The organism is Rhodoferax mekongensis, assembly GCF_032191775.1.
GTDB classification, from domain to species: domain Bacteria; phylum Pseudomonadota; class Gammaproteobacteria; order Burkholderiales; family Burkholderiaceae_C; genus Allorhodoferax; species Allorhodoferax mekongensis.
On sequence record NZ_CP132507.1, the window covers coordinates 2,774,882 to 2,797,445 of the forward strand.

Genomic DNA, 22,564 nt, shown 5'->3' on the forward strand with positions numbered 1-22,564 from the left:
CCCCCGTGTGTTCTGAGATTAACCCCCAGCTTGGGTCTGCGGGGGTGGTTTTCAAGCCTGCCCACGCCCAGACCTTGATCCAGCACAAATCCGAAGCTCAAAGCTGCACACATCCGATAATGGAGGCGCACCCTGTTTTCTCCAATTGCCTCCATGCAGATCCACCAATTCCAAGTCAGCTACGTGGCCGAGCACGACCGTATTTTGGTACGCATGAACTCGCCCGAGGGGGAAGAGCAACGCCTGTGGCTGACCCGCCGGATGCTGCGGGGCTTGTACCCGCACTTGGCAAAAACCTCCGAGCAACTGGCCCTGCCAAACCCCACGCCTGCGGGCCATGACGGGGCGGCGCAACATGCGGTGGACGTTTTCCAGCGGCAGGAATCCTTGCAACAGGCCGATTTCGATACGCCTTTTCAATCCCGGCAACCCCTGTTGAGTGACACCGACCAGCCCTTGCTGGTCACTACCGCGCACATCCAGTTGCAGGGCGCGGACATGCTTTCGGTGCGGTTTGAGGAAACACTGCCCGGAGCTGAAGAGTCACGCCAGCTGGAGATCAACATGGGCAGCGACACCCTGATTGCCCTGCTGCATGTGATCGGCCTGGCCCTGCGCAACAGCGACTGGGGAATTGACCCACCCAAAGGCTTGGAGCCCACCCTGCCCATCATCCAGGAGATCGAGACGGACGCTCAGCCCTCCGAGTGGGACGCTTTTGCCAACGCAGAGCCGCCCAAGTACCTGAACTGATACCCGGCCAGCCCCTCGGCTCAGGCGTTAGGCGCCGTGATACCCCAGCGGGCCAGGGCGTCGTCATCGCTCACGCGGGCGTCCACCCAGTGCGCGCCTTCAGGCGTGGTCTCTTTTTTCCAGAACGGCGCCTGGGTCTTGAGGTAATCCATGATGAATTCGCAGGCCTGAAAACTCTGCCCGCGATGGGCCGAGGTCACCGCAACCAGCACCACTCCCTCGGTGGGTTGCAACACCCCTACCCGGTGCACCACGCGGGCGCCGTAGATGTCGAAGCGGGCAAACGCCTCTTCCACCATGGCTTCGATGGATTTTTCGGTCATGCCGGGGTAATGCTCCAGCTCCAGGGTCTGCACCGAGCCGGCTGCACCGGGGGTGTTGCGGTCGCGCACGGTGCCGACAAAGCTGCACACCGCACCCACGCGCGGGTCGGCAGCTTGGAGCTGACTGATCTCCCGGGCGAGGTCGAAGGCTTCGGTCTGGATACGAACGCGGGGCGTTGCGGGTGTGGGATGGGCCATGGGCAGATTGTGGCACCGTGGTAGCATGGCTGCATGTTCGTAGCTCACACCCCCATGCTCTTTGCTGCACCCGCGTGCGCGGGTGCGTTGTGCGCGAACAAATCCAAAAAGCCGAAGCTCATTTGACCGGAGCTGCGGTTCCGTCCTCAAATGAGCGATGGAACTGCAACACAGGCACCTTACCCTTTTTTTGCACCTCCCGCCGCGCGTTTGTCGATGGTTCTTCCATCGGTCTTTTCCTCGAAAAGGATGTACGTATGCGCGAGTTGACTCCTGATTTTTCCGGCCTGTGGATTCCACTGGTCACCCCCTTTGAGCGTGGAGCGGTGGACCACCCCGCCCTGTACCGATTGGTGCGGCAGCTTGCGAACCAGGGGGTGGCAGGTTTCGTGGTGTGTGGCTCCACCGGCGAGGCCGCTGCCCTCAGCCCTGAGGAACAGCTGGCGGTCTTGGACACCGTCCGGTCCGCGGCAGGTGACTTGCCCCTGGTGATGGGCCTGTCGGGCTACCACCTGCCGGAGACTCTCGAATGGGTGCGCACCCTCAATCGCTGCGGAGTACACGGCATTCTGGTACCGGCACCACACTACATCCGCCCCAGCCAGACAGGACTCATTCAGTGGTTCGAGTCGATTGCCGATGCCAGCACATCGCCGGTCGTGATCTACGACATTCCCGCCCGCACAGGGAGCACGCTTGCGCTGGAAACACTGCGGACCTTGGCGCAACACCCGCGCATCGTGGCGATCAAGGACTGCGGTGCAGACGACCTCAAGACCCAGCATCTGATTGCGGATGGAGCCCTTCAGGTATTGGCGGGGGACGATAGCCGCATCTTCAACACCGTGGCGCTGGGAGGCGCTGGCGCCATTGCGGCCGGCGGCCATGTGCACACCCAGCGCATGGTGCACGTCATTGCCTTGCTGCGGGCCGGGGAACTGCCGGCGGCCCGGGCACTTTGGCGCCCTTTGCTGCCCCTGCTGAATGCTTTATTTGCGGAGCCCAATCCCGGGCCCTTAAAGGCGCTAATGGCCCATCAGGGCCTGCTATTGAATGAACTGCGTGCGCCTATGGATGCTGCATCCGAGGGCTTGACGGCACGACTGCGGACACTCAGCGAAGGGATACCCGCGCTGGTGGCGCACGCCCGGGCCATTTGATCAGCCGCCAGTGACCGGGGGGAAGAATGCAACTTCGCACCCCTCTGTCAGGGCGGCGTCCGGGCCGCTCATGACCTGGTTGAGGGCCATGCGGACGGAGCGGTTGGTATCCAGCGCTTCGGCGCCGGCACCGCCGCGCGCCAGCAATTCAGACCGCAGCGCACCCAGAGTGAGTGCCTGTGTCTCCAGCACTTCGCTGGAGGTGCCCATGGCCTCGCGCATGGAGGCGAAGTAGCGGATGGTGACTTTCATCGCAGCAACTCGCTGAAGGGGATGTATTGCACGGTTTGGCCATACAAGATCGGTTGCCCGGGTGGGACATCGACCACACCATCTCCCCAGACAGCGGAGGTCAGCACGCCGGAGCTCTGGTTGTTGAACAGGTCAAGCCCGCCATTGGCATTGCGACGCACCCGCAAAAATTCGCGGCGCTTGTCGGCTTGGGGCCAATCGAAATCTGCGCGAACCGCCGTGCTTTTCATGGCAAGGTCCCGCACACCTTGCAGGCGCAACAAGAACGGCCGCACCAACAGCAGGAAGGTCACGTAGCTGGAAACCGGGTTGCCCGGCAGCCCGATGAAGTGCGCCGCGCCAATGCGCCCGTGCGCAAAGGGTTTGCCTGGCTTGATGGCGATTTGCCACAAATCCAGCGTTCCCAAGCTTTGCACTGCGGGCTTGATATGGTCTTCCTCGCCCACCGACACGCCACCGCTGGTGAGGATGACGTCGTTGTCTGCTGCAGCACCCTGCAGCGCTGCGACGGTCGCGGCACGGTTATCCGGCACGATGCCCAGATCTGCCACCTCACAGCCCATACGGCGCAGCAGATTCAGCAGGAAAAAACGGTTGGAGTTGTAAATGGCGCCGGGGGGCATGTCCTGCGGGGCGACGGTGCCGGGCATGACCAGCTCGTCCCCGGTCGAGAACAAGGCCACACGCGGCTTGCGCACTACTTCCAGATGCGCCATGCCGATGCTGGCTGCCAGGCCCAATTCAGCCGGCCCCAAGCGGGCACCCGCGGGCAACACGCAATCCCCACGCTGCACGTCTTCACCCGCATGGCGGATGTACTGGCCCGGCAAGGGCGTGGTGTTGACCCGGATGGTCTCGGGCTGGCCATGGCGCTCGTCGTGGATTGGCGTGCAGTCTTCCTGCATGACCACCGCATCGGCCCCGGGAGGCACCGGTGCTCCGGTGAAAATGCGGGCCGCCGTGCCGGCTTGCAGATGTTCACCGACCGAGCCGGCGGCAATCCGCTGCGTGACCCTCAGCTCGTGGGAGCCGCGCAACAGGTCTTCGGCATGCACGGCATAGCCGTCCATGGAGCTATTGTCGAAGGCCGGCACTTGCAGGCTGGACACCACGTCCGCCGCCAGCACCCGGCCGTCTGCCTCAAAAGTGGAAACCTGCTCGGTTGCCTTCAAGGGCACCACGGCAGCCAGCAACTGCGCCAGTGCATCGTCCAACGGCAAAAGAGGCTTGCGAGGGGCGCTGGGTGCAGAAGTCATTTGCTATCGATTCAGGAGCTGCTCGCGCACATTTGACGGGCGCAAAGCAGCATTTTCATACACAAATCAAACACACTCACGCTCAATGAGCGCTTTGATGGCGGGCACATCTGCATCCATGACCAGCACGCGCTTGGGCAGGGCTTCGATACCTTCAAACTGCGCCGGGCGGACAGGGTCACGACCCAAGGCCTCGACCACGGTGGCCGCGAACTTGATGGGCAATGCGGTCTCCAACACCACCATGGGCACGCCGGCAGTCAGGTGCTCCAAGGCCACCTTCAGGCCATCGGCGGTGTGGGTATCGATCATCATGCCATGCTGCTCATAAGTCGCACGGATGGTGTCCAGGCGGTTGGCGTGGGTGCTCTTGCCGCTCACAAAACCGTACTTGGCAGCCGCTTGCGCGAAGACAGGGTCGGCGCTCAGGTCGAACTGGCCGGTCTTGGACAGGCCTTCGCCGAACAGCGCCTTCACTCGCGCACCGTCGCGGCCCAGCAGGTCAAACACAAAGCGTTCGAAGTTGCTGGCCTTGGAAATGTCCATGGACGGGCTGGAAGTCTCGTGGGTGTCTGCAGTGCCGCGCACGCGGTACACGCCGGTGCGGAAGAACTCGTCGAGCACATCGTTTTCGTTGGTGGCAACCACCAGCTTGTCGACGGGCAGGCCCATTTGGCGGGCCACATGTCCGGCACACACGTTGCCGAAGTTGCCGCTTGGCACGCTGAACGACACCTTTTGCGAATTCTGTTCTGTCGCCTGGATGTAGCCGGCAAAGTAGTACACCACCTGGGCCAGTAGACGCGCCCAGTTGATGGAGTTCACCGTACCGATTTTGTACTTGCGCTTGAACTCGAGGTCGTTGGACACCGCCTTGACGATGTCCTGGCAATCATCAAACACGCCTTTGATGGCGATGTTGTAGATGTTGGCGTCCTGCAGGCTGAACATTTGTGCCTGCTGGAACGGGCTCATGCGGCCGTGCGGGCTGGTCATGAAGACGCGCACGCCCTTTTTGCCGCGCATGGCGTGTTCGGCTGCGCTGCCGGTATCACCACTGGTGGCGCCCAGAATGTTGAGCTCTTCGCCGCGGCGGGCCAGTTCGTATTCGAACAGGTTGCCCAGCAGCTGCATGGCCATGTCCTTGAACGCCAGAGTCGGGCCGTTGGACAGCGCTTCGATCCAGACGCCGTCCTGCAGGTGGCGCAGGGGCACGATCTCGCCGGTGCCGAACACTTCGGCGGTGTAGGTCTTGGCGCACAGGGCACGCAGGTCGTCGGCTGGAATGTCGTCGATGTACAGCGACAGGATTTCAAACGCCAGCGAGGCGTAGCCCTGCTCGTGGTAGACCTTGCGCCAGCGAGTCAGCGTGGCGTCGTCCACTTGCGGATAGGCCACCGGCATGTAAAGCCCGCCGTCCGGCGCCAGGCCTTCGAGCAGGATTTCGCAGAAGCGTTTGCGGTCTTGGTTACCGCGTGTAGAGATGTATTGCATTCGGCAGTGTCCTGATTACGCCAGCTCTTCCTTGCGGATGCGGGTGATGGGCTGCAACACGGTAGGCAGCGCTTGCATCTGGGCAAGGGCCGCGTTCATTTTGGCTTCTGCGCAGTCGTGGGTCAGGATGATGACGTCGGTCTGGGTCGCAGCTTCACCGCTGATTTCGTCCGCTTCACGCTGCAGCACGGCATCGATGCTGATGCCGGCCTCGGCCAGCAAACCGGTGACCTTGGCCAATACACCGGCCTCGTCGGCCACGCGCAGGCGCAGGTAGTAGCTGGTCACGACTTCGCTCATCGCCACCACGGGGGTGTTGCTGATGGCATCGGGCTGGAAGGCCAGATGCGGCACGCGCTGGGCGGCATCCGCAGTGTGCAGGCGGGTGATGTCCACCAAGTCGGCAATGACGGCGCTGGCAGTGGGCTCTGAGCCTGCGCCCTTGCCGTAGTACAGCGTGGTGCCCACGGCGTCGCCATGGGCCATGACTGCGTTCATGGCGCCTTCCACATTGGCGATTAGGCGCTTGGCCGGTACCAGTGTGGGGTGCACGCGCAGCTCAATGCCGGCGGCCGTGCGCTTGGTAATGCCCAACAGCTTAATGCGGTAGCCCAGTTGCTCGGCGTATTTGATGTCGGCCGCGCCCAGCTTGGTGATGCCTTCCACATAGGCCTTGTCGAACTGCACCGGAATGCCGAATGCAATCGCGCTCATCAAGGTGACTTTGTGCGCGGCATCCACACCTTCGATGTCGAAGGTCGGGTCGGCTTCGGCGTAGCCCAGACTCTGTGCTTCTTTGAGCACCACGTCAAAGTCCAGGCCCTTGTCGCGCATTTCGGACAGGATGAAGTTGGTGGTGCCGTTGATGATGCCTGCAATCCACTGGATGCGGTTGGCGGTCAGGCCTTCGCGCAGTGCCTTGATGATGGGAATGCCACCGGCCACAGCCGCTTCAAACGCCACCATCACGCCCTTGGCGGATGCCGCAGCAAAAATTTCGGTGCCGTGCACAGCGAGCAAGGCCTTGTTGGCCGTGACCACATGCTTGCCGGCCGCGATGGCTTCGAGCACCAGCGCCTTGGCAATGCCATAGCCGCCGATCAGCTCGATCACGATGTCGATCTCGGGGTTGGCAATGACGGCGCGCGCGTCGTTCACCACCTTCACGTCGGGACCGACGACGCTTTGGGCACGTGCCACATCGAGGTCAGCCACCATGGTGATTTCGATACCGCGACCGGCACGGCCCTGGATTTCTTGCTGGTTGCGTTTGAGCACGTTGAATGTGCCGCTTCCCACGGTGCCAATGCCGAGCAGGCCTACTTGTATCGGTTTCATATCGTTCTTACGTAAAAAGTGCGTCTAGCCCTTGCAAACAGTGCGCAGGCAGCTATCAAAATCAGAGTGAGTCAGTTCCCGTTGCGCTTGCGATAGCTCTCAAGGAACTTGGCAATGCGGCCGATGGCTTCACGCAAATCGTCCTCATGCGGGAGGAACACGATGCGGAAGTGGTCGGGCGCATGCCAGTTAAAGCCGGTTCCCTGCACCAGCATGACGCGGGTCTCGCGCAGCAGCTCCAGGAAAAATTGCCGGTCGTCCGAGATGGGGTACACCTTGGGGTCCAGCTTGGGAAACATGTACAGCGCGGCCTGCGGCTTCACACAGGTCACGCCGGGAATGGCGGTAATCAGCTCATAGGCCAAGTCGCGCTGGCGGCGCAGGCGCCCGCCTTCGCACACCAGATCGTTGATGCTCTGGTAACCGCCCAAAGCGGTCTGGATCGCCCACTGGCCGGGTACGTTGGAGCACAGCTTCATGTTCGAGAGCATGTTGAGGCCCTCGATGTAATCAGCCGCCGACTTCTTGTTGCCTGACACCACCAGCCAGCCTGCGCGATACCCGCAGGAGCGGTAGCTTTTGGACAGGGAGTTGAAGGTGAGCGTCAACACGTCGGTCGACAAGCTGGCCATGGCCGTGTGCTGGATACCGTCGTACAAGACCTTGTCGTAGACCTCGTCCGCCAGAATCACCAGGCCGTGCTGGCGGGCGATCTCGATGATGCCTTGCAGCAGCTCGGTGGAATACAACACGCCGGTCGGGTTATTGGGGTTGATCACCACAATGCCCTTGGTGCGTGGCGTAATCTTCGCGCGGATGTCGTCCAGGTCGGGCATCCAGCCATTGTTCTCATCGCACAGGTAATGCACCGGTGTGCCGCCGGACAGGCTGGTGGCTGCAGTCCACAAGGGATAGTCAGGCATGGGCAACAGCAACTCGTCGCCGTTGTCCAGCAAGGCATTGGTAGCCATGGTGATCAGCTCACTGGCGCCGTTGCCCAGATAAATGTCATCCAGAGTAACGCCGGCAATGCCCTGCTTCTGGGTCTCATGCATGACCGCTTTGCGGGCTGCAAAAATGCCTTTGCTGTCGGAGTAGCCTGCCGAGTTGGGCAGGTTGCGGATCATGTCCTGCTGGATTTCTTCGGGGGCATCAAAACCGAACACCGCCAAGTTGCCCAGATTGAGCTTGATGATCTTCTGACCCTCGTCCTCCATCTGACGCGCCGCGTCCATGATAGGACCGCGGATGTCGTAGAGCACGTTGGCCAGCTTGGCAGATTTCTGAATGGTTTTCAAAGTCCCTCCGGGAGGTGTCAGCACAGGGCGAAACCTATAATTTGACCACAGTTCGGCAGGCATCCCGCCCCGCCGGCCTCTCCCGGACCACACCTCTCCCCATGAAATTCATTCCCGACGCTTTACAAGGCCCCTCCATCACCGGTTATGGCCCCGGCTGGGTCGAAGTGAACGGTGAGAAATACCACTCCAGCATCATAGTGAGCAGCCAAGGCGTTATTCAGCCGTGGTCCTGCTTGCGCTTCGAAGATCTGGGAGAACCTCACTTTGAAGAGCTGGCCACTTTTGCGTCGGAGCTGGTGCTTTTTGGGAGTGGCGCAAACATCCGTTTCCCCCATCCACAGTGGCTTAGGCCTTTGTACAGCCGTCGTATCGGACTGGAAACCATGGACACCCAGGCGGCCTGCCGTACCTATAACTTTTTGTCGGGTGAAGGCCGCAAAGTGGTGGCTGCACTCATCATCTAGGTGACGCCCTCGGGAAAGGCGTCCGGGCGGTGCCTTTTCAGAGTAAAATCATGGGTTGCGGTCCAGAGCGAAGAATTGCTGTCACGTTCGACGCTGTCCCCTATGACTGACCAGGCCGGCTCGCCGGGCTGAAACACCGAGATTGAAATTCCATATGGCGATTGTTGTCAACAAACCCCTTCCCGAATTTGAGGCCAACGCCACCGGCGGCATCAAGGTGACCAACACCACCCACGTCGGGAAAACCATGGTTTTGTACTTCTACCCCAAGGACAATACCCCTGGCTGCACTACCGAAGCCATGCAATTCAGGGACAAGTACAAGGATTTCGTGAAGGCTGGCGCAGAAGTGTTCGGCGTATCACGGGACAACATGAAGTCCCACGACGAGTTCAAGGCCAAGCTGGAACTCCCCTTTGAGCTGATCGCTGACACAGAAGAAAAAATGTGCCACATGTTCGGCGTGGTCAAAAACAAGATCATGTACGGCAAGAAGGTCAAAGGCATTGAACGCAGCACCTTCCTGATTGGCGCCGATGGCCTGGTCAAAGAAGAATGGCGCGGTCTGAAAGTTCCAGGCCATGTGGATGACGTGTTGAAGGCTGTGAAGGCCCTCAAAAAAGCCGCCTGATTCCCTTGTTGTTTTGATGCACCCGTTGGCATTTGGCGTCACGGGGCTCATGCATAATGGTTTGCATGCCGTTGAAGCTTGCAACCGCGCTCCCCGAAAAAGCCGCCTTGGCTCAAGGCGGCTTTTTCGCTTTTTCGGCATTGCTTTTCCACTTCCCAACTTCTGCGAATCCACTCCATGCCACTGCCCCCCGCCCCGTCCAAGCGTGCCGATCGATTGACCGCCAAAGACTTTGAGGCTCCCGCGCGAGCATCCGCCCGCCCGGCCCGCAAGGCCGCCCCAGAAGTTGTGCTACCCCAAACAGCCCAGGTCGTCCAGGAACGGCCGCTCGCCCGGGAAACCAAGAAGTCCACACTAACGCCAGCACTGACACGCGCACCCGCCACAGTAACAGCCCAAGCTCCCGCGCCTGTGGCACTGCCGACGAAGTCCGTGTCCAAGGCGGTCGCCGCTGCCCCGGAAGCCAAGCGCAGCAAACGTGCAAAAACGAACGGCCCGAAAAAGCTCTTCGTACTCGACACCAACGTCTTGCTCCACGATCCCATGTGCCTGTTCCGCTTTGAGGAACATGACATTTATCTGCCGATGATCGTCTTGGAGGAGTTGGACGGTCACAAAAAAGGCATGACCGAAGTGGCCCGCAACGCACGCCAAACCAGTCGCACCCTGGATGCGCTGGCAGGCACACCGGGCGCGGACATTACCGCAGGCTTCATGCTGGACAGCACCGGCCACACAGACGCGCGCGGCAAGCTGATGTTCCAGACAGAGCCGCTGAACTACACCCTGCCCACCAGCTTGCCCCAAGGCAAGGCAGACAACCAGATTCTTGGCGTGGTGGAAGCACTGCGCCAGCACTACGCCCCTCGTGAAGTGGTGCTGGTCTCCAAAGACATCAACATGCGCGTCAAGGCGCGTGCCTTGGGCTTGGCCACCGACGACTACCAGAACGACAAAACTCTGGAAGACGGCGACCTGCTGTATTCCGGCTCGCTTGCCCTGCCCTCGGACTTCTGGGCTACCCATGGACAGAGCGTAGAGAGCTGGCAGCAAGGCCAACACACCTTCTACAAGGTGGATGGCCCTGTGGTGCCCCAGATGATGATCAACCAATTCGTCTACTTCGAGTCTCCCGGCGAACCCAGCTTGTACGCGCGCGTGACCGAAATCCGCGGCACTACCGCGGTCCTCAAAACGTTGAAGGACTTCAACCATCTCAAGAATGCCGTGTGGGGCGTGACTACCCGTAATCGCGAACAGAACTTTGCGATGAACCTGCTGACTGATCCGGAAGTCGATTTCGTGACCCTCACCGGCACAGCAGGTACTGGCAAGACCCTGATGGCCTTGGCGGCGGGATTGACCCAAGTGCTGGATGATCGACGTTACACCGAGATCATCGTGACCCGCGCCACCGTGAGCGTGGGCGAGGACATCGGGTTTCTGCCTGGCACTGAGGAAGAGAAAATGGGCCCCTGGATGGGCGCGCTGGACGACAACCTCGAAGTGCTCGGGAAGACAGACACCAACGCAGGCGAATGGGGCCGCGCTGCCACCAACGAGCTGATTCGCAGCAGGGTCAAGATCAAGAGCATGAATTTCATGCGCGGACGTACTTTCCTGAACAAGTACGTCATCATCGACGAGGCTCAAAACTTGACGCCCAAGCAGATGAAGACACTGATCACCCGGGCAGGGCCTGGCACCAAAATCATCTGCATGGGCAACCTTGCCCAGATTGATACGCCTTACCTGACAGAGGGCTCCTCGGGCTTGACCTTCGCCGTGGACAAGTTCAAGGGCTGGCCCCACGGCGGGCACATCACCCTGGCCCGTGGAGAGCGCTCTCGCCTGGCAGACTTCGCCAGCGAAGTGCTATGAAATAGATAGCTACTCGCGCACATCTAAAAAGGGCTGGAAGCCAAATGGCGTCCAGCCCTTTTTCTATCAGGTTTACTGGAGATCAGTAATCGTCCCCACCGCTGTGGGCCAGGTTTTCAAACTTGGTGAACCGGTTCATGAAGGCGAGCTTGACGGTGCCTGTCGGGCCGTTACGTTGCTTGGCGATGATGACTTCAGCTACGCCAGGTTCCTTGCATTGGTCTTTGGTGTAGTACTCATCACGGTAAATGAACATGATGATGTCCGCATCCTGCTCAATGGCGCCGGACTCGCGCAAGTCACTCATCATGGGGCGCTTGTCGGGGCGTTGCTCCACCGAGCGATTGAGCTGGGACAAGGCAATCACCGGGCATTTGAGCTCACGGGCGAGCATCTTGAGTCCTCGGGAAATTTCGCCGAGCTCGGTAGCACGGTTTTCCCCGTCGCCACTACTGCCGCTCATTAGCTGCAAATAGTCCACCACGATAAGGCCAAGCTGTCCGCACTGGCGTGCCAAGCGACGGGCATTGGCACGCACCTCGCTGGAGTTCAGACCGGCACTTTCATCGATATGCAGTGAAATGGTCCGCAGCTTCTCAATCGCTTCCGAGAGTCGAGGCCATTCCTCGTCTGTCAGCTTGCCGGTACGCAAGTGGCCTTGGTCCACGCGGCCGATGGAGCCCACGATACGCACCGCCAATTGGGCGGCACCCATTTCCATCGAGAAGATGGCGACCGGTAATCCTTCGTTCAGGGCGACATGCTCTGCAATGTTGATGGCCAAGGCCGTCTTGCCCATGGAAGGACGTGCCGCCAGCACAATCAAATCGCCGGCTTGCAGACCTGCCGTCATACGGTCAAAGTCGATGAAGCCTGTGGGGACGCCGGTAACGTCATTCGGGTTGTCCGCCATCTCCTGCACACGGTCCAACAGATTGACCACCAGACTGTCCATGGACTGGAAGCCCTGCTTGTTGCGCTTGCCGGCTTCGCCGATGTTGAAGATCTTCTGCTCGGATTCGTCGACGATTTCAGAGACTGGCCGCCCCTTGGGATTGAACGCATTCGTGGCGATTTCGTCACTGGCGCTGACCAGCTTGCGCAAGATGGAGCGGTCGCGAACAATCTCCGCGTAACGACGGATGTTGCTCGCACTCGGCACGTATTGGGCCAAAGAGTTGAGATAGGTGAGTCCACCCACCTCCTCTGCCTTGCCCTGGTTCTGCAGGTGCTCGAAGACGGTAATGACGTCAGCCGGCTTGTTCCCGTTGATCAGAGTGCCTATAGACGCATAGATCAAGCGATGCTCGTGACGGTAGAAGTCCGCATCCATCAGGATGTCACTGACGCGATCCCAAGCCTCGTTGTCCAACAGCAGACCACCAATAACACTGGACTCGCCTTCAATGGAATGAGGCGGTACCCGCAATTGGGCAATTTGCCGGTCGGACTCAAAGCCATCAAGAGAGGTAGGGACTGCTGACATGAAGTTTCCTTGTAACCCTTCATCCTAAAGCGGACCGGAGCGCGCGTCGAGGGAAAGGCTGGGGGCAAGCTGTGGGAAAACTGTGCAAATAGCGGGATAAGTGCCCGCACAAAATACAAAAGCCGCAAGGGACAGGCCCTGGCGGCTTTTGTGCGGATGCTGCCTGTTGCCAGGCAGCATGCCAAAGACTGTTTAAGCGGTTTCGCCGTACACAGACACAGTGATATCCACCACCACGTCGGTGTGCAGAGCCACGCTCACAGTGCTGTCGCTCACGACCTTGATAGGGCCGTTAGGCATGCGGATCTGGGACTTGGCAACTTTGTAACCAGCCTTGGCCAACTCTTCAGCGATGTCATAGTTGGTGACGGAACCGAACAAACGGCCATCCACGCCAGCCTTTTGGGTCAGCTTGATGGTTGTACCACCGAGCTTTTCGCCCAAAGCCTGGCATTCAGCCAACTTGGCTGCAGCTGCTTTTTCCAATTCGGCGCGCTTGGCTTCGAACTCTGCCTTGGCAGATTCAGTAGCACGGCGAGCACGGCCGGAGGGGATCAGGAAGTTGCGAGCATAGCCGTCTTTCACCTTGACGATTTCGCCGAGGTTGCCGAGGTTCACGACCTTGTCGAGCAGAATGATTTGCATGGTCGGGACTCCTTAGATCTTGTGCTGGTCGCTGTAAGGCAACATCGCCAAAAAGCGAGCGCGCTTGATAGCGGTGTTCAATTGGCGCTGGAAAATAGCGCGGGTGCCGGTCAGGCGTGCGGGGATGATCTTGCCGTTTTCAGCAATGAAATCACGCAGAGTGTCGATATCTTTGTAGTCGATTTCTTCCACACCGGTCACGGTAAAGCGGCAGAAGCGCTTGCGCTTGAACAGCAGCGATTGGGTATTGCGCTTGGGGCGCTTGTCTTTGTTGAAACGTTTTGGTCCGGGCATGATGGACTCCTAAAAAATTAATCTTGCAAAAATTCTTGAATATGGAAAACGACTGACTTTCCCTGTCGTGCATTAGCCAAAAAACCGGTGAAGTTCCAGACACTGCCTATGGCTTGCTTTGCAAGCCGCTCTGCCAGGGTTCCGAAGGCCACCGCCTTGACTACCACCTTCACGGTTCTGCTGCTTCCGGCTTCCTGAACGACTGACTCATGTTCGAGCCGCAGATTCAAGGCTGGTAAGCCTGCCGGTGTGTAGCGCATGGTTTCTACCTCTGCGATACAAGCACCTAGAACCAATGAATTCGCTTGCACTCCTTAACGGGAAAGGTCCGTTGCCCCGTTCAATTAGGCTTGGTACTCGGCCTGCTGGGCCTTGCGTGCGTCTTCACGCTCGACTGTCTTCATCATGGAAGAAGGACCGGTTTCGGCTTTCTTCTTGGACACAGTCAGGTGGCGCAACACGGCGTCGTTGAACTTGAATGCGTGTTCCAGTTCAGACATTACAGCCTGGTCGGCTTCAATGTTGACGCACAGGTAGTGGGCCTTGGCCAGCTTGTTGATCATGTAAACCATCTGACGACGGCCCCAGTCTTCAACACGGTGCACCTTGCCACCGCCAGCGGTGATCATGCCCTTGTAACGCTCCAGCATTGCAGGAACTTGTTCGCTCTGATCCGGGTGGATCATGAGGATGATTTCGTAATGACGCATTGATACTCCTTGAGGATTTCCCAGCATCTGGGTTGAAAAAGCTGCCCCCGGCGTCTAGACAGGGTGCAGCAAGGCGAAGCCTACGATTATAGCCTAACCCAAGGGAGGAGCCAAATCCCTGTCATCCGGCGAGTCGGGAGAGCACAGCAAGCTGACAATAACGGCGACCAATACCCCGACAGGAACTCCAAAAACTCCAGCCGATACGGGTTGAATTCCAAACCAGAGATGTTCGCCTGAAAATCCGAACCACTGCCGTAAAACCGGAAAGTTAAGCACCATGTAGACCACCGTGGTACCCAGCCCGGCCAACATGCCGGCCACCGCACCGGACCGTGTCATGCGCTTCCAGAAAATACCCAGAACCATGGCAGGCACAAAGGCCGCACCTGCCAGCGAAAACGACGCAGACACCAGGTAGAGAATTCCAGCAGGTCGCTGTGCTGCCGCATAGGCAGCCATCAATGCCACCACCAACAAGGCGAACTTTGACAGCATCACCCTGCGCATTGCCTCCGCCTTGTTGCTGTTGCCCTCAAAGTACACATCATGTGCCAGTGCATTGCCGATGGTCAGCAGCAATCCGTCTGCCGTGGATAGCGCTGCAGCCAAGCCACCGGCAGCCACAAGCACTGACACCACATAAGGTAGCCCGCCTATATCCGGTGACGCAAGCATGATCAAATCCGCCCCCAGCCGCAGCTCTGCGAACTGCAGCACCCCGTCACTATTCACATCGCTGAACGAAAGCAGATTCGGATCTTTGGACCATTGAAGCATCCACCCCGGAAGTGCATCAAAGGATTGCCCCACCAGATGCGCCATGACCTCGTACTTGACCAGAACAGCCAACGCCGGCGCCGAGAGATACAAGAGCGCGATGAAAACCAGCGACCAGGCCACCGACCTCCGCGTCTGGATAACGCCAGGAGTCGTGTAAAAGCGGGTCAAAAGGTGAGGCAAACCGGCCGTGCCCACCATGAGACAAAACATCAGCGCCAGGAAGTTGGCACGAGAAGTGTTGAATGCCGCTTGCTCATCCGCGTTGCCATCCGGATTGCCGGCAAAAGCCCGCGTTTGCGGTGCCATACCGCCAAGTACTCGTGCCCTCTCGGTGTTCTCAACAAGTCCGCGAGTCCACATGTCTCGTGCAGCTACCGCATCTTTGGGAAGTGCAGCCAGAGACTTGCGAGTGGCTTGAACCAAAGCATCCGGTGCCTTGCTATCGCCCAGGATCCTCAGTTGACGCCTCAGCTCCTCGCGATCTTCCGCCAAAGAAGCTTCAACATCCAGCAGCTTGCGTCGGAACTCCTCCGCACGACGTGCGTAGATCGCAATAACTTCCTGCTCTTGGGGCGAAACCGCAAACGAGGCTTCCAAATCGGTGATTTTCACCAGCTGCTGCCCATAAGCGAGGGGGGCGAACGGATTCCCGGTCTGCTGGTAAGACAGCCATGAGACAGGGATGAGAAACGCCAGAATAATGACTACATATTGGGTGACCTGCGTCCAAGTGACCGCCCGCATTCCACCCAAGAAGGAGCAGACGAGCACGCCCCCGAGCGCCAGAAGAATGCCGATCTCAAAATGCACCCCCGTCAAACGGGACGTAATCAAGCCGACGCCATAAAGCTGCGCAACCACATAGGTAAACGAACACAACACCGCAGACCAAGCCGCAATTCGCCGCGGCCAGTGCCCGCCAAACCGAACCCGGAAGAAATCCGGTACGGTGTAAATATTCATGCTGCGCAAGTACGGTGCGACCAACAAAGCCACTAGGCAAAACCCGCCCGTCCAACCCAGCACGTAAGCCAAACCGCCCGGCTGCGTGCCCGAACCACTGAAACCTTGTGAATACAAGCCTCCGGCCAGGCTGATGAACGAAGCAGCGCTCATCCAATCTGCAGCAGTCGCCATGCCGTTATAGACACCGGGAATTCGACGGCCAGCTACGTAGTATTCATTCGCATCCGCAGTGCGAGCGAATACCCCGATTACCGCGTACAAGACCAAAGTCACCGATAAAAAAATGCCGGCGACCCACGCTTTGGGCAAGCCCCATTGTTCAGCTAGCGCCAAAGCCACAAGAAAGAAAAGCAAGCCAACTACAAAAGTCGCAAAGCGCTTGTGAAGGCTTGTCGTGTACTGCCCGTATTCAGTGGCATCAAACAAAAAGGCTTCTGCGGAGCGCCGGTTGGCAATGATGGCAAATGCGACCACGATGCCAATAAATATCAGTAGTGATCCCTGTGCCGCAAACCAATACGCGATCGGCCAGGAAAAAAAATTCCCAGGCAGATCGCGTGCAAAAAAAGTAACCCCGAAAGAGAAAACAAACCACAGCGCAAGCAGGCTCGCATGCAAGCGCCAGTTACGCCGGGTTGTCGTCTCTGGCATCAGACCGCTAGTTGCTGCCAGGTGGCAATCACTGAATCTGGATTCAGCGAAATGGAGGAAATCCCCTGCTGTTCCAGCCACTTTGCAAAGTCAGGGTGATCGCTAGGCCCCTGACCGCAAATGCCCACGTACTTGCCCTGACGCTTGCAAGCATCTATCGCCATGGTGATCAGCGCTTTCACGGCCGGATCGCGCTCGTCAAAGTCCGCCGCCAGGAGGTCCAGACCTGAATCACGATCCAGCCCCAAAGAGAGTTGCGTCAAATCATTGGAGCCGATAGAGAAGCCGTCAAAGAACTCTAGGAACTGATCAGCCAGGATCGCATTGCTCGGAATCTCGCACATCATGATGAGCTTGAGGTCTGCCTCGCCGCGGCGCAAGCCATGGCGGCCGAGCAACTCGGTCACCCGCTTCGCCTGGCCCAGGTTGCGCACAAACGGCACCATCACCTGCACATTGGTCAGGCCCATCTCATTGCGCACGCGTTTGAGCGCTTCGCATTCCATGGCAAAAGCCTCGCCGAACTCGGTGCTGATGTAGCGGGCTGCGCCACGGAAACCAAGCATCGGGTTCTCTTCCTCAGGCTCATACCGGCTGCCACCGATCAGCTTGCGGTACTCATTGCTTTTGAAGTCGCTCAAACGCACGATGACTGGCTTGGGCCAGAAAGCCGCAGCGATGGTTGCCACGCCCTCCGCCACCCGATCCACGTAGAACGCGCGGGGCGACGCGTGGCCTCGCGCTACAGACTCCACTGCCTTCTTGAGATCGGCATCCACATTGGGATAGTCCAAGATGGCCTTGGGATGCACGCCAATGTTGTTGTTGATGATGAACTCCAACCGGGCCAGGCCCACACCCTGGTTCGGCAATTGACAGAAGTCGAATGCCAACTGAGGGTTGCCGACGTTCATCATGATCTTGACGGGGATTTCGGGCATCACGCCGCGCTGCACTTCAGACACCTCGGTTTCCAACAAACCGTCGTAAATGAAGCCGGTGTCGCCCTCGGCGCAGCTCACCGTCACCAGCATGCCTTCTTTCAACAGGTCCGTAGCGTTGCCGCATCCAACCACAGCAGGAATACCCAATTCACGGGCAATGATGGCCGCATGGCAGGTCCGGCCGCCCCGGTTAGTCACGATGGCGCTCGCGCGCTTCATGACCGGTTCCCAGTTGGGGTCAGTCATGTCAGTGACCAACACGTCGCCGGCCTGCACTTTGTCCATCTCGCTGATGTTGTGCACGATGCGCACGGGGCCTGTGCCAATCTTCTGACCGATGGCGCGACCTTCGGCCACCACATTGCCCTTGCCTTTGAGTTTGTAGCGGTACTCGGCAGTCGCCCCCGCCTGGCTCTTCACGGTCTCAGGGCGGGCTTGCAGGATGTAGAGCTGGCCGTCTATGCCGTCTTTGCCCCATTCGATATCCATGGGGCGACCATAGTGCTCTTCAATCACCAAGGCGTACTGCGCGAGCAACTCCACATCAGCGTCGGTCAAAGAGTAGCGGTTACGCAACTCAGCGGGGACATCTGTGGTTTTCACCAACTTGCCGCCTGCTGCTTTTTCCTCGGGGGTGGTGAACACCATCTGCAAGAGCTTGGAGCCCAGGTTACGGCGGATCACCGCGCGCTTGCCCGCCTTGAGCATGGGCTTGTGCACGTAAAACTCGTCGGGGTTCACCGCACCCTGCACCACTGTCTCACCCAAGCCATAGCTGGAGGTGATGAAAACCACCTGATCAAAACCGGACTCGGTATCGATCGTGAACATCACGCCGGCAGCACCTAGGTCCGAGCGCACCATGCGCTGTACACCAGCACTCAGCGCTACCACGTCATGGGCAAAGCCTTTGTGCACGCGATAGCTGATCGCGCGATCGTTGTACAAAGAAGCGAATACCTCTTTCATCTTGTGGAGCACATCTTCGATGCCCACCACGTTCAAAAAAGTTTCCTGCTGACCTGCAAATGAGGCATCCGGCAGGTCCTCCGCAGTGGCCGACGAACGTACGGCGAAACTGGCTTGGTCGTTGCCGGCCGACAAGGTGGCAAAGGCATCGCGGATCGATTGCTCCAAATCAGCCGGAAAAGGCTGCGCCTCCACCATGGCACGGATTTCTGCGCCCACTGTGGCCAATGCGCGCACATCTTCGGTGTCCAGGTTTTTCAGTTTTGCACTGATCTTGTCAGCCAATCCGCCGTGAGCCAAAAACTGGCGGAATGCATGGGCTGTAGTGGCAAAGCCCGTGGGGACCCGCACGCCTTGCGGTAGCTGGGAAATCATCTCCCCCAAGCTGGCGTTCTTGCCGCCGACGGACTCAACGTCCGTCATGCGCAAGCGCTCGAAAGGCACGACCAGGTCGGTCGCATTGAAAAGTTCAGACATAGGATGCTCCAGAAGTTAAAACCTTTCCATGACCCGCCGGACCATGCCGGGCGCGGGTCGCGCAGCCTGTCACTTTCCTGTTGTTGCTGTTGTGGGAAACGTAACCGGTACCTAAATGCGCTAAATTGCGATGATTGTAGGTGTGCAGACCGTGTAACCCGATTACGGAAAACCCCTGTGCGCTTGCAACTGACTGACGCCATTACCCGGAACACCATGCCCCAACGCTCTGTTTTTTTCATCTCTGACGGCACCGGCATCACCGCCGAGACATTCGGCAATGCCATCCTGGCCCAGTTCGAAACCAAGGCAAGGCATGTGCGCCTGCCCTTTGTGGACACCGTCGACAAGGCTCACCAGGCGGTCCGGCAGATCAACCATACAGGCGTGGTAGACGGCAACAAGCCCATTGTGTTCACGACTCTTGTGAATATGGATGTGCTCAAAGTCATTCAGGAAGGCTGTCAGGGCATGTTGCTCGATATGTTCGGGATGTTTGTTCACCCCTTGGAGCAAGAGTTGGGCCTCAAGTCCAACCACCGCATCGGCCGCTTCAGCGATGCAAGCAAAAGCAAGGAATACCATGACCGGATTGAGGCCATCAACTTCTCTCTGGCACACGACGATGGTCAAAGCAACCGTGACCTGGAGCAAAGCGACGTGATTCTGGTGGGCGTAAGCCGCAGCGGGAAGACCCCCACATCACTGTATCTGGCCATGCAATACGGCCTGAAGGCGTCTAACTATCCGCTGATACCTGAAGATTTCGAACGTCGCCAACTTCCTCCTGCGCTGGTGCCGCACCGCGGAAAAATTTTCGGTCTCACGATCCAGCCGGAGCGTTTGGCCGAAATCCGCAACGAGCGCCGCCCCAATTCCAGGTACGCGTCTCTGGAGAACTGCCGTATGGAAGTGAGTGAGGCAGAAGCCATGATGCGCCGCACCGGCATCCGGTGGCTGTCCACCACCACCAAATCCATCGAAGAAATTGCTACGACGATTCTTCAGGAAATACATCCTGAACGATTGGTGTACTGAGCGTCTGAAGCTTGCGCTCCAGCGACGATGCACTGGCGCTTTCCACGTAGACACACTGCTTGCCGGTTCGTTTGCAAAAGTCTTTGACACGCCAGTAGGCGTTGTGGCTGATGCAACCCGTCTGGCAAATCACCAGGTCGGCTGCAGCGAGGCTGGCATCGAGCACGGAGGCGTTGTCCTCCAGACCGCCATCGTGGTGGGCAAAGCGCCCCCCTACCCGCTCCACCACATCGCGGTAGTTGGCAATGTTTCCGCTGCGCCCGCCCACACACAAAACCACCCTTTGCTGCAATTGCAGTGGTGCCTTGGGCTCCAACAAGACGGCAGAGTCCGTCAGCATGCGTTCCGCGACCTCTTTCTGCCCGCGGGACCTGTCCATCCCCGCCCGCTCTAACGTCAGCAGCTTGCGACGCAGGTCCGCGTTCACCTGCTCCAATTCCTGCTGACGCTGCGCCATACGGTCCAGTTTCTTCTGCAACCGTACTTTTTCCTCCCACTGGCTCACGCTAGCGCGCGCAGCCTCCAAGTCTTGCAACAAAAATAGAATCCGACTGTCCTTGGCAATATTGTCGGCACGCACTCGCAACAGCTCAGCGTGCAACAGATCGACCTCTGTCGTTTTTTGGGCCATGACCCGACTGATCCGTTCCTGGACCCGGCCCAGCTCACGGGTGAGTAGGGCGTTCTCGTCTGCCACTGCGTTGAAACGGGCGATCTCCAGCCGCACACCCGCCCCTGCTTGGTGCTGAAACATGTGCAAGTCCTTGCACATGGCGTCACGCAATGGCGCGTCACAACGTGGGTGCGTCAGTGCCGCCCAGAACGCCCCGGCCACATCACCGCCGCGCAAGTGGCGCACCCACATTTCAGCGACGGCCAGCGCACTCTTGGCTTCTTTGAAGACGCGAATCTCGCGCAGGTAACGGGTCTCAAGGTCTGCCTGCATCAACTCGGATAGCTTGCAGCGGCGTGCCGATTCCGACACCGCACCTGCATGAACCTCGTAGTCATTCGCAACTGCACTGCCTCCCAGCGCCTTGTTGACCAAGCGGCGCAGCACCTCCATCGGCAGGCAAACCCCCACCAAGGGGCAGTGGCAATGGGCTTCGAGATCCCAGAGACGGCGGCGGCGTGAGCCGGAAGCCTCCTGGCTGGGCGAATGCGGCGCATGACAGACCGAGCCTGGCGCGCCGGAGGTAGTTTTCACGGGAGCGCCTGCCGCCATCGCAGGACTCACCAAAGGAGAAGACGACAAAAGGTTGTACGGCATGGCTAGTCCTCCACAGTTTCAGCGAATTCGGTATCCGCCAGGGTCTCCAGCGCCGCCAGACGGGCACGCCAAGCCATGACAGGGCGATGGGACGCGCGGCGCCGCGGCTTGCCCGGAATTACCTCCGCTTTCGGCTCGCAGCAAGGGCACTGGGGCGCGTAACGCACCGCGAGGCGGCGGGCCCCCTGCGCGTCTGCAGCCAACAGGGATTCAACTGTAGGGCTCATTGCAAGACCTCCGGGCTGCGATGCATCAGACCGTGGCCAGTAAAAACCGGCGCATGCGCGACTCCCGGCCGCGCCGGGGTTTGCCAACGCAAACGCAGTGACCAAACCAATGTCTGGAAACCGGGCGACAACATCGGATCTTGGGACAAGGCATCCAGGTTGCCCACGATCTTGGCCGCCACGGCCTCTCGGTGCGAGGGGCTGCCCGACTGGGCGTGCGCGGTCATCAGTGCCATGGTGCTGGCCATCAGCACCTCCGGGCCGGGAATCAGGTACTCCTCATCGTGCCGGCTGCCATGTGCTTGCATATTGACTCCTCCTTTTAGGTGAACAGATTTCATGGTCTCGAGATTAGTATATGCGAATCATTCTCATTAGCAATAGTTTTACATTTCGCGTTTGAGGCCTATTCCAATGGTGTCGATTCGTCGATTCCAGCCGGCATGGCGATAATCCAGCTTTCAACACAAGGAGCCCGCATGAAAGGCGACGCACAAGTCATTAGCCATTTGCAAGCCCAACTTAAAAATGAGCTAACCGCCATCAACCAGTACTTCTTGCACTACCGCATGTACAAGCACTGGGGCTTCGACAAACTGGCCAAAAAAGAATACGCAGAATCCATTGGTGAAATGAAGCACGCGGACATGCTGATGGACCGGATCTTCATGCTCGACGGCCTTCCCAACCTGCAAGACATGGCAAAAATCATGGTCGGCGAAAGCGTGCCGGAAGCGCTGGCGTGCGACCTGAAAGCCGAAGTCGGCGCACAGGCGACCATCAAGGCTGGCATTGCCCACTGCGAATCGGTGCGCGACTATGTGTCCCGCGACCTTTTGCAAAAAATTCTGGACGACACCGAAGAACACATCGATTTTTTGGAAACCCAAATTGACCTGATCGACAAGGTCGGCTTGCCCAACTACCTGCAAAGCCAAATGGGCGAACTCTCCTGAGTCTGCCCGCTCCCTTGAACATGCGCCGCCTCACCCACGGCGCATTTTTTATCGTTAAATGCGAACGATTTGCATTAAGATGTAAGGCATTACAACG

Annotated in this window: 23 protein-coding genes; 7 read left to right on the top strand and 16 right to left on the bottom strand. The window is 58.9% G+C overall.

Features of this window, described 5'->3' with window-relative positions:
* The first annotated feature begins 153 nt into the window (after window positions 1–153).
* Window positions 154–753 (top strand): hypothetical protein, encoded by a 600-nt coding sequence (locus RAN89_RS13245; RefSeq protein ID WP_313866750.1) that lies wholly within the window; start codon window positions 154–156, stop codon window positions 751–753.
* A gap of 20 nt (window positions 754–773) precedes the next feature.
* Here the strand turns inward: RAN89_RS13245 and RAN89_RS13250 are convergent, their stop codons facing one another.
* Complete coding sequence (locus tag RAN89_RS13250) at window positions 774–1,274, bottom strand: molybdenum cofactor biosynthesis protein MoaE (protein ID WP_313866751.1); 501 nt, start codon at window positions 1,272–1,274, stop codon at window positions 774–776.
* A 257-nt stretch (window positions 1,275–1,531) separates the two neighbouring features.
* On the opposite strand from RAN89_RS13250, the gene dapA reads away from it, so the two are divergent.
* A complete protein-coding gene (dapA, locus tag RAN89_RS13255; protein ID WP_313866752.1) occupies window positions 1,532–2,434 on the top strand; it encodes a 4-hydroxy-tetrahydrodipicolinate synthase in 903 nt (300 codons plus the stop codon).
* Here the strand turns inward: dapA and moaD are convergent, their stop codons facing one another.
* The 5 genes from moaD to RAN89_RS13280 form a co-directional block, all read right to left on the bottom strand.
* Entirely contained in the window at window positions 2,435–2,686 is a 252-nt protein-coding gene (gene moaD / locus RAN89_RS13260; protein WP_313866753.1) for a molybdopterin converting factor subunit 1, read from the bottom strand.
* On the bottom strand, window positions 2,683–3,942 hold the full coding sequence (locus tag RAN89_RS13265) for a molybdopterin molybdotransferase MoeA (protein ID WP_313866754.1): 1,260 nt from the start codon (window positions 3,940–3,942) through the stop codon (window positions 2,683–2,685). The genes moaD and RAN89_RS13265 overlap by 4 nt, the downstream gene beginning before the upstream one ends.
* Before the next feature lie 66 nt (window positions 3,943–4,008).
* Window positions 4,009–5,436: a threonine synthase gene (gene thrC / locus RAN89_RS13270; RefSeq protein WP_313866755.1), complete on the bottom strand. Its 1,428-nt coding sequence runs from the start codon at window positions 5,434–5,436 to the stop codon at window positions 4,009–4,011.
* Window positions 5,437–5,451: 15 nt separating this feature from the next.
* Complete coding sequence (locus tag RAN89_RS13275) at window positions 5,452–6,774, bottom strand: homoserine dehydrogenase (RefSeq protein ID WP_313866756.1); 1,323 nt, start codon at window positions 6,772–6,774, stop codon at window positions 5,452–5,454.
* A 71-nt stretch (window positions 6,775–6,845) separates the two neighbouring features.
* A complete protein-coding gene (locus tag RAN89_RS13280) occupies window positions 6,846–8,072 on the bottom strand; it encodes a pyridoxal phosphate-dependent aminotransferase (protein WP_313866757.1) in 1,227 nt (408 codons plus the stop codon).
* A gap of 101 nt (window positions 8,073–8,173) precedes the next feature.
* On the opposite strand from RAN89_RS13280, the gene RAN89_RS13285 reads away from it, so the two are divergent.
* From RAN89_RS13285 to RAN89_RS13295, 3 genes are all read left to right on the top strand, one after another.
* Window positions 8,174–8,539, top strand: coding sequence for an Mth938-like domain-containing protein (locus RAN89_RS13285; protein ID WP_313866758.1), 366 nt, complete (start codon window positions 8,174–8,176; stop codon window positions 8,537–8,539).
* 154 nt (window positions 8,540–8,693) lie between these two features.
* Window positions 8,694–9,170 carry a peroxiredoxin gene (locus RAN89_RS13290; protein ID WP_087494183.1) on the top strand — a complete coding sequence of 159 codons (477 nt, stop codon included), beginning with the start codon at window positions 8,694–8,696 and terminating at the stop codon, window positions 9,168–9,170.
* 177 nt (window positions 9,171–9,347) lie between these two features.
* Window positions 9,348–11,051: a PhoH family protein gene (locus RAN89_RS13295; RefSeq protein WP_313866759.1), complete on the top strand. Its 1,704-nt coding sequence runs from the start codon at window positions 9,348–9,350 to the stop codon at window positions 11,049–11,051.
* 82 nt (window positions 11,052–11,133) lie between these two features.
* Here the strand turns inward: RAN89_RS13295 and dnaB are convergent, their stop codons facing one another.
* The 7 genes from dnaB to ppsA form a co-directional block, all read right to left on the bottom strand.
* Window positions 11,134–12,537 (bottom strand): replicative DNA helicase, encoded by a 1,404-nt coding sequence (gene dnaB, locus RAN89_RS13300; RefSeq protein WP_313866760.1) that lies wholly within the window; start codon window positions 12,535–12,537, stop codon window positions 11,134–11,136.
* Window positions 12,538–12,729: 192 nt separating this feature from the next.
* Entirely contained in the window at window positions 12,730–13,182 is a 453-nt protein-coding gene (rplI, locus tag RAN89_RS13305; protein ID WP_313866761.1) for a 50S ribosomal protein L9, read from the bottom strand.
* Between the two features lie 12 nt (window positions 13,183–13,194).
* On the bottom strand, window positions 13,195–13,476 hold the full coding sequence (gene rpsR, locus RAN89_RS13310) for a 30S ribosomal protein S18 (RefSeq protein ID WP_029708819.1): 282 nt from the start codon (window positions 13,474–13,476) through the stop codon (window positions 13,195–13,197).
* A gap of 17 nt (window positions 13,477–13,493) precedes the next feature.
* Window positions 13,494–13,787 (bottom strand): primosomal replication protein N, encoded by a 294-nt coding sequence (priB, locus tag RAN89_RS13315; protein WP_257789658.1) that lies wholly within the window; start codon window positions 13,785–13,787, stop codon window positions 13,494–13,496.
* A gap of 33 nt (window positions 13,788–13,820) precedes the next feature.
* The gene (gene rpsF, locus RAN89_RS13320; RefSeq protein WP_087494188.1) at window positions 13,821–14,186 is read right to left on the bottom strand and encodes a 30S ribosomal protein S6; all 366 of its coding nucleotides are present in this window, start codon (window positions 14,184–14,186) and stop codon (window positions 13,821–13,823) included.
* Between the two features lie 93 nt (window positions 14,187–14,279).
* Window positions 14,280–16,586, bottom strand: coding sequence for a VC_2705 family sodium/solute symporter (locus RAN89_RS13325; RefSeq protein ID WP_313866762.1), 2,307 nt, complete (start codon window positions 16,584–16,586; stop codon window positions 14,280–14,282).
* Window positions 16,586–18,976 (bottom strand): phosphoenolpyruvate synthase, encoded by a 2,391-nt coding sequence (gene ppsA, locus RAN89_RS13330; protein WP_313866763.1) that lies wholly within the window; start codon window positions 18,974–18,976, stop codon window positions 16,586–16,588. The genes RAN89_RS13325 and ppsA overlap by 1 nt, the downstream gene beginning before the upstream one ends.
* A gap of 216 nt (window positions 18,977–19,192) precedes the next feature.
* Here ppsA and ppsR point away from each other — a divergent pair, with 216 nt between their 5' ends.
* Complete coding sequence (ppsR, locus tag RAN89_RS13335) at window positions 19,193–20,014, top strand: posphoenolpyruvate synthetase regulatory kinase/phosphorylase PpsR (RefSeq protein WP_087497173.1); 822 nt, start codon at window positions 19,193–19,195, stop codon at window positions 20,012–20,014.
* On the opposite strand, the gene RAN89_RS13340 is transcribed toward ppsR, so the two are convergent.
* From RAN89_RS13340 to RAN89_RS13350, 3 genes are read right to left on the bottom strand one after another with little or no spacing between them, the layout of a single operon-like run.
* Window positions 19,968–21,284, bottom strand: coding sequence for a DUF2325 domain-containing protein (locus RAN89_RS13340; protein ID WP_313866764.1), 1,317 nt, complete (start codon window positions 21,282–21,284; stop codon window positions 19,968–19,970). The two genes, ppsR and RAN89_RS13340, sit on opposite strands and share 47 nt — an antisense overlap.
* Before the next feature lie 2 nt (window positions 21,285–21,286).
* Window positions 21,287–21,511 (bottom strand): hypothetical protein, encoded by a 225-nt coding sequence (locus RAN89_RS13345; protein WP_313866765.1) that lies wholly within the window; start codon window positions 21,509–21,511, stop codon window positions 21,287–21,289.
* Window positions 21,508–21,819: a hypothetical protein gene (locus tag RAN89_RS13350; RefSeq protein WP_313866766.1), complete on the bottom strand. Its 312-nt coding sequence runs from the start codon at window positions 21,817–21,819 to the stop codon at window positions 21,508–21,510. Before RAN89_RS13350 ends, RAN89_RS13345 begins: the two co-directional genes overlap by 4 nt.
* A gap of 171 nt (window positions 21,820–21,990) precedes the next feature.
* Here RAN89_RS13350 and bfr point away from each other — a divergent pair, with 171 nt between their 5' ends.
* Complete coding sequence (bfr, locus tag RAN89_RS13355) at window positions 21,991–22,467, top strand: bacterioferritin (RefSeq protein ID WP_313866767.1); 477 nt, start codon at window positions 21,991–21,993, stop codon at window positions 22,465–22,467.
* Window positions 22,468–22,564: the final 97 nt, after the last annotated feature.

Excerpts from the sequence above, each read along its gene's own strand:
- RAN89_RS13245 (WP_313866750.1), top strand. The coding sequence starts at position 154 with ATGCAGATCCACCAATTCCAAGTCAGCTACGTGGCCGAGCACGACCGT.
- dapA (WP_313866752.1), top strand. The coding sequence starts at position 1,532 with ATGCGCGAGTTGACTCCTGATTTTTCCGGCCTGTGGATTCCACTGGTC.
- moaD (WP_313866753.1), bottom strand. The coding sequence starts at position 2,686 with ATGAAAGTCACCATCCGCTACTTCGCCTCCATGCGCGAGGCCATGGGC.
- RAN89_RS13285 (WP_313866758.1), top strand. The coding sequence starts at position 8,174 with ATGAAATTCATTCCCGACGCTTTACAAGGCCCCTCCATCACCGGTTAT.
- RAN89_RS13275 (WP_313866756.1), bottom strand. The coding sequence starts at position 6,774 with ATGAAACCGATACAAGTAGGCCTGCTCGGCATTGGCACCGTGGGAAGC.
- dnaB (WP_313866760.1), bottom strand. The coding sequence starts at position 12,537 with ATGTCAGCAGTCCCTACCTCTCTTGATGGCTTTGAGTCCGACCGGCAA.
- RAN89_RS13325 (WP_313866762.1), bottom strand. The coding sequence starts at position 16,586 with ATGCCAGAGACGACAACCCGGCGTAACTGGCGCTTGCATGCGAGCCTG.
- RAN89_RS13350 (WP_313866766.1), bottom strand. The coding sequence starts at position 21,819 with ATGCAAGCACATGGCAGCCGGCACGATGAGGAGTACCTGATTCCCGGC.
- bfr (WP_313866767.1), top strand. The coding sequence starts at position 21,991 with ATGAAAGGCGACGCACAAGTCATTAGCCATTTGCAAGCCCAACTTAAA.
- RAN89_RS13250 (WP_313866751.1), bottom strand. The coding sequence starts at position 1,274 with ATGGCCCATCCCACACCCGCAACGCCCCGCGTTCGTATCCAGACCGAA.
- RAN89_RS13340 (WP_313866764.1), bottom strand. The coding sequence starts at position 21,284 with ATGCCGTACAACCTTTTGTCGTCTTCTCCTTTGGTGAGTCCTGCGATG.
- ppsA (WP_313866763.1), bottom strand. The coding sequence starts at position 18,976 with ATGTCTGAACTTTTCAATGCGACCGACCTGGTCGTGCCTTTCGAGCGC.
- RAN89_RS13290 (WP_087494183.1), top strand. The coding sequence starts at position 8,694 with ATGGCGATTGTTGTCAACAAACCCCTTCCCGAATTTGAGGCCAACGCC.
- rpsR (WP_029708819.1), bottom strand. The coding sequence starts at position 13,476 with ATGCCCGGACCAAAACGTTTCAACAAAGACAAGCGCCCCAAGCGCAAT.
- rplI (WP_313866761.1), bottom strand. The coding sequence starts at position 13,182 with ATGCAAATCATTCTGCTCGACAAGGTCGTGAACCTCGGCAACCTCGGC.
- ppsR (WP_087497173.1), top strand. The coding sequence starts at position 19,193 with ATGCCCCAACGCTCTGTTTTTTTCATCTCTGACGGCACCGGCATCACC.
- rpsF (WP_087494188.1), bottom strand. The coding sequence starts at position 14,186 with ATGCGTCATTACGAAATCATCCTCATGATCCACCCGGATCAGAGCGAA.
- RAN89_RS13265 (WP_313866754.1), bottom strand. The coding sequence starts at position 3,942 with ATGACTTCTGCACCCAGCGCCCCTCGCAAGCCTCTTTTGCCGTTGGAC.
- RAN89_RS13345 (WP_313866765.1), bottom strand. The coding sequence starts at position 21,511 with ATGAGCCCTACAGTTGAATCCCTGTTGGCTGCAGACGCGCAGGGGGCC.
- RAN89_RS13295 (WP_313866759.1), top strand. The coding sequence starts at position 9,348 with ATGCCACTGCCCCCCGCCCCGTCCAAGCGTGCCGATCGATTGACCGCC.
- thrC (WP_313866755.1), bottom strand. The coding sequence starts at position 5,436 with ATGCAATACATCTCTACACGCGGTAACCAAGACCGCAAACGCTTCTGC.